Origin of the sequence: Halobacillus sp. (genome assembly GCF_049282395.1) — a bacterium.
Lineage (GTDB): Bacteria > Bacillota > Bacilli > Bacillales > Halobacillaceae > Halobacillus.
This window is the reverse complement of the sequence record NZ_JBAPTY010000375.1, coordinates 1-4,724: the sequence shown is the minus strand read 5'-3', so window position 1 is coordinate 4,724 and position 4,724 is coordinate 1. Positions and strand designations below refer to the sequence as shown.

Below are 4,724 nucleotides of genomic sequence, written 5' to 3'. Positions count from 1 at the left end.
TCATGATCACATGCTTTATTCTCATCAACCCGTCGATGTCTTAAGTGGTTTCGAGTTTCTGATTCGGCCAGGTCCGGAGGGGGACGATGAAGACTCCTGCGGGATGAACATGATCGGTGAGATCCCGCAGGGCTGTTAAGCCCGCGGAAGCTCACCACATGCCCGCGGAAAGCGTAATCGTCCCCCGCAGGACCTTCCTCACAATCCAATATCTCGAAACTGAGTCTTAAACAAACGGGAGCTTTACCTTAATATCAACACGGAAGTTTAATAGAGCCTAAATTAAAAATAAATAAGTAAAAGGGGATAATGGAATGGAGTTTTCATTATTATTGGAATACGGCTGGGTCTTACTTATTCTTATTGGATTAGAAGGTATTTTGGCCGCAGATAATGCACTTGTTATCGCTACAATGGTTAAACATTTGCCAGAAGAGAAACGGAAAAAGGCACTATTTTATGGTTTAGGTGGCGCTTTTGCTTTCCGAATTGCTTCTCTGTTTATCATCTCCTACCTGGTCCAAATATGGCAGGTTCAAGCTATTGGTGCTTTGTATTTAATTGGGATAGCTGCTTACCACTTGTGGAAAAAACACGTGTTAAAACCAAAGCTAAAGAAATCACATTCAGAAAGCAAAGGATCTGGTTTCTGGATGACCGTTGTTAAAGTCGAACTTGCTGATATTGCGTTCGCTGTAGATTCCATCCTTGCTGCAGTCGCTTTAGCCGTCATGCTCCCAGCAAGCTCTCTTCCTCAGATCGGCGGTTTGGACGGAGGACACTTCGCGGTTATCCTTGCCGGTGGAATTATCGGGCTGATTATTATGCGTTTTGCTGCTGGGTACTTTGTAACTCTGCTCGACAAGCGTCCCGGCCTTGAAACGGCTGCTTATCTTATCGTAGGCTGGGTAGGCGTTAAACTTGCCGTTTATACACTAGCCCACCCTGAGCTTGCTCTATTAGCAGAAGGCTTCGCTAAAAGCCTGACCTGGAAGCTTATCTTCTGGTCTGTTCTCCTGGCTATCGGTGCCGGCGGCTGGTTCCTTTCTAAAGAAAAAGCAGAACCTGTAGTTAAAACAGAAACCGCGCTTTAAAATACGCGATGTAGATCGCAGCTTTAGATTATTCATAAAAGTTTTACACTAATAAAGACGAGAGATCATCAGCGATCTCTCGTCTTTTTCTAATACACCGTTATTTCTTCTTCATAAGCCGTTAAAGCTTCCTCAAACATCTTCAGACTCTCGTCAATCTGTTCTTTACTTATCGTTAACGGAGGTATCATACGAATGATTTCCGTCTGATTACCGCCAAAGTAAAAGAGAACTCCATTTTCAAGAGCCTTGTCCAGAACGTTAAATAATCCTTCACTATTCGGTTTTCCAGTAACGGGATCCACGATTTCAATACCGATCATAAGACCGACTGACCGTATGCGTCCGATTGATTGATGCCGGCCTTTTATCTCCTGCAGCTTCTCAGCAGCGTAAGCTCCAGCTTCCTTCGTATTTTCAAGCAGATTCTCTTCCTGGATCACATCCAGAACCGCATTGGCTGCAGAACAGGCGATTGGATTTCCACCAAAAGTAGTGGCATGACTTCCCAACGGCCACTGCTTCATCAGTGCATTTGGAGCAACCGTGGCACTGAGCGGCATGCCATTAGCAATGCCTTTCGCAATCGCCATGATATCCGGTGTCACATCAAAAGTTTGGGAGGCAAACCATTCACCTGTCCGTCCAAATCCTGTCTGCACCTCATCGAAAATGAGTAATAAACCATAATAATCGCATAGTTCGCGGACCTTTTGAAGCCAGGCTTTTGGCGGGACGATATAGCCGCCTTCTCCAAGAACGGGTTCGACTAACACAGCTGCCACCTCATCGGATGTCACTTGATGGGCAAACAATCGCTCGAAATCCTTTTCTAATTGCTGCACTACATACTGCTCTGGATCCGTGCCTTCAGGGGCATCCTCCACCTGGGCGTATGGAATCTGATAAGATCCGGTGGGATTCAGAAACTTGCGGTATTTACTTTTTGAACTGGTTACACTGAGAGCTCCCATTGAACGCCCGTGAAAACCGCCGATAAATGATACAATATAAGGCCGTTCCGTCACATGCTTTGCTAGCTTGATAGCTCCTTCAATGGCTTCTGCTCCGCTATTTCCAAAAAAGAAGCAGTCGAGATCCCCGGGCATGATTTCAGCCAGACGGTCTGCAAGTTTCAAAATTGATTCATAAATAATGACTCCAGATGGTCCGTGCCCTAGCTGATCTGCTCCTTCCTTAATAGCCTCCACCACTTTTGGATGGCGATGCCCAACGTTAGTCGTAGCAATACCCGAAGTAAAATCCAGATACGTCCTGCCATCTACACCGTAATAATAGCACCCTTCCTCTTTAACTACCGGCAAGTTCGGGTGATCCTTAGCCATGCTCGGCGCCAGCCGGTTTGACATATTTTCAACAAGATGATTCCAGTCGTTCCCCATTAAAAACTACCTCCATAAAAAAACTCTCTCTATAATAGCACGCGCTTCAGAAGAATAATAGATGAGCCATCAAAGCTGCGATCGGCAGCGTAATAACGGTTCTCTGTAAAAAGATAATGAACAATTCTCCAATGTTCAAAGGAATTTTCGATTTAATTAATAGAATACCAATCTCAGACATATACACTAATTGGGTCAGAGACATGACTCCGATAATAAAGCGGGTCAACTCTGATTCAATTCCCGATCCGACAACAGCAGGCAGGAACATGTCCGCAAATCCGACAATCATTGCCGGAGCAGCCGCCTGAGCCTCTGGTATTTGCAGTACATTCAAAAATGGAATAAATGGATAAGATAAGAACGTGAAAATCGGCGTAAATTCAGCGACCATAAGAGCAATCGTCCCAAGTGCCATAACCAGAGGAATAAGACCGAGCCAAATATCAGCGACATTGAAAATTCCTCTATTGATTACACTACGAGCGCTTTTTACCTGGTCAGCCTTGCTTACAGCCTGTTCCACCGCCCATTGGAAGCTTGAATATCCTGAAGGGACGGCCTCATCAATTTGCTTTCCTGCCGGCCCATAGTACGTACTCTTCTTCCGAGAAAGCGGTGGAAGACGCGGACAGATCACCGCTGCTACAATACCGCATACGGCTACAGTGAAATAAAACTGGACGAACATATGGTCAATTCCTATGAATCTTGCAATAACTAAACTGAAGGCGATCGATGCAATGGAAAAGTTAGTCGCCACAACGGCCGCTTCCCGTTTAGAGTAATAGCCCCCTTCATACTGCTGAGTAGTCAGCAACACTCCGACCGTTCCACTGCCCATCCATGAAGCTAAAGCATCAACGGAAGAACGGCCCGGCAGTTTGAATAATGGATGCATAACCTTACGGACCATCGTCCCAATAAAATCCATTAATCCAAATTCCAATAACAACGGCATGAACAAGCTGGCAAATAAAAACCAGACCATTAGAACCGGAATCAGATCAAACAACACAACCTGACCAGTTAATTCAGAAGAAACCACTTCAGGTCCTGCCCCAGTGAGTGTCAGTGTTGCAAAGACAGCTCCCAGTAAACGAAGAACAATCCAGAATAAGCCAACATCAAATAATTTTGCAATAAATGTATGATTGCGGATAGCAGGCTGGCTGATTCCTTTGATTGCAATCGAGCCGACAGCTGAAATCCAAAGTACACTTGTCATAAATAAGGGAATGTAATCAGAAATAGCAGCCTGCAGCCCATCGGCCATTACCCCGAGTCCTATCGTGACCGTACCATCTACTGAGATGGGGACGAGGAACAAAAGCACCCCTATGATGGACGGGATTAAGAATTTAAATAATTGTTTGGCTGTATATTTCTTTTCCATCTGTAGTTCTTGCTTTTCTAACTCCATCTTTCTTCCTCCACTTCTGAATATGAATGCATATTTTTTTCGAATTTTAAGGGTATATATCCTTTCCAATTTGTTAATCATACATTTTATTGCATATTGATTCAATGGTTTTTAAGAAGAAACTTACTCCTCTGTTTCATTTTCTGATAACCTCATCCATATTAAGGAATAAATATACATAATCATCTAATTTTCTAAAATCACCATACCAAACCCTTTTGAATAGTCCCCATCACTTATATTCCACTAAAGCGCCGAATACTCAGTTTCGAGAGATTTGAGTCCGTTACGAAATGTGGAGAAGGGCTGGTGGGGAAATAACTCGTCTTGTTCCATCACCCATGGGAGTCTCGCCATTTCCCCACCAACCCAAGCCACGGGAGAATAACGGATCCTTCCAGAAGAGTGAATGCTCTCCTTCTAAATAGGTCCTAAATGCTTGTATGACAAGCTTTTTCACATCTTTCTAGCATAAAACACACTTCTTCCCTATGCTTTTTTCTCACCAAGCAATCAGTGTATTAAATGGTTTTGAGTTTCTTATTCGGCCAGGTTCGGAGGGGGACGATGTAGACTCCCGCGGGATGAACATGATCGGTGAGATCCCGCAGGGCTGGTAAGCCCGAGGAAGCTCAGCACAGAAGAAGTTCGACTAAGACCGCCACGTCATGTGGCAACGTCGAACGACCCTGCGTCGTGCAGGGCCGGAAAGCGAAATCGTCCCCCGTAGAACCTTCCGCTCAACAAATATCTCCAAATCAAGTCTTCAACTAATGGGAGCTTTTATGGAATTATTAATAGTGA

The 4,724-nt window shown here is 44.6% G+C and carries 3 protein-coding genes; 1 reads left to right on the top strand and 2 read right to left on the bottom strand.

The genetic code is table 11. The features are described from left to right. The first annotated feature begins 314 nt into the window (after window positions 1-314). Window positions 315-1,094: a TerC family protein gene (locus WAM07_RS15630; RefSeq protein ID WP_422168312.1), complete on the top strand. Its 780-nt coding sequence runs from the start codon at window positions 315-317 to the stop codon at window positions 1,092-1,094. Window positions 1,095-1,183: 89 nt separating this feature from the next. Here WAM07_RS15630 and WAM07_RS15625 read toward each other — a convergent pair whose 3' ends face one another. Then, window positions 1,184-2,497 (bottom strand): aspartate aminotransferase family protein, encoded by a 1,314-nt coding sequence (locus tag WAM07_RS15625; RefSeq protein ID WP_422168310.1) that lies wholly within the window; start codon window positions 2,495-2,497, stop codon window positions 1,184-1,186. Between the two features lie 46 nt (window positions 2,498-2,543). Continuing rightward, complete coding sequence (locus WAM07_RS15620) at window positions 2,544-3,920, bottom strand: YjiH family protein (protein ID WP_422168309.1); 1,377 nt, start codon at window positions 3,918-3,920, stop codon at window positions 2,544-2,546. Window positions 3,921-4,724 lie beyond the last annotated feature (804 nt).

Excerpts from the sequence above, each read along its gene's own strand:
- WAM07_RS15630 (WP_422168312.1), top strand. The coding sequence starts at position 315 with ATGGAGTTTTCATTATTATTGGAATACGGCTGGGTCTTACTTATTCTT.
- WAM07_RS15625 (WP_422168310.1), bottom strand. The coding sequence starts at position 2,497 with ATGGGGAACGACTGGAATCATCTTGTTGAAAATATGTCAAACCGGCTG.
- WAM07_RS15620 (WP_422168309.1), bottom strand. The coding sequence starts at position 3,920 with ATGGAGTTAGAAAAGCAAGAACTACAGATGGAAAAGAAATATACAGCC.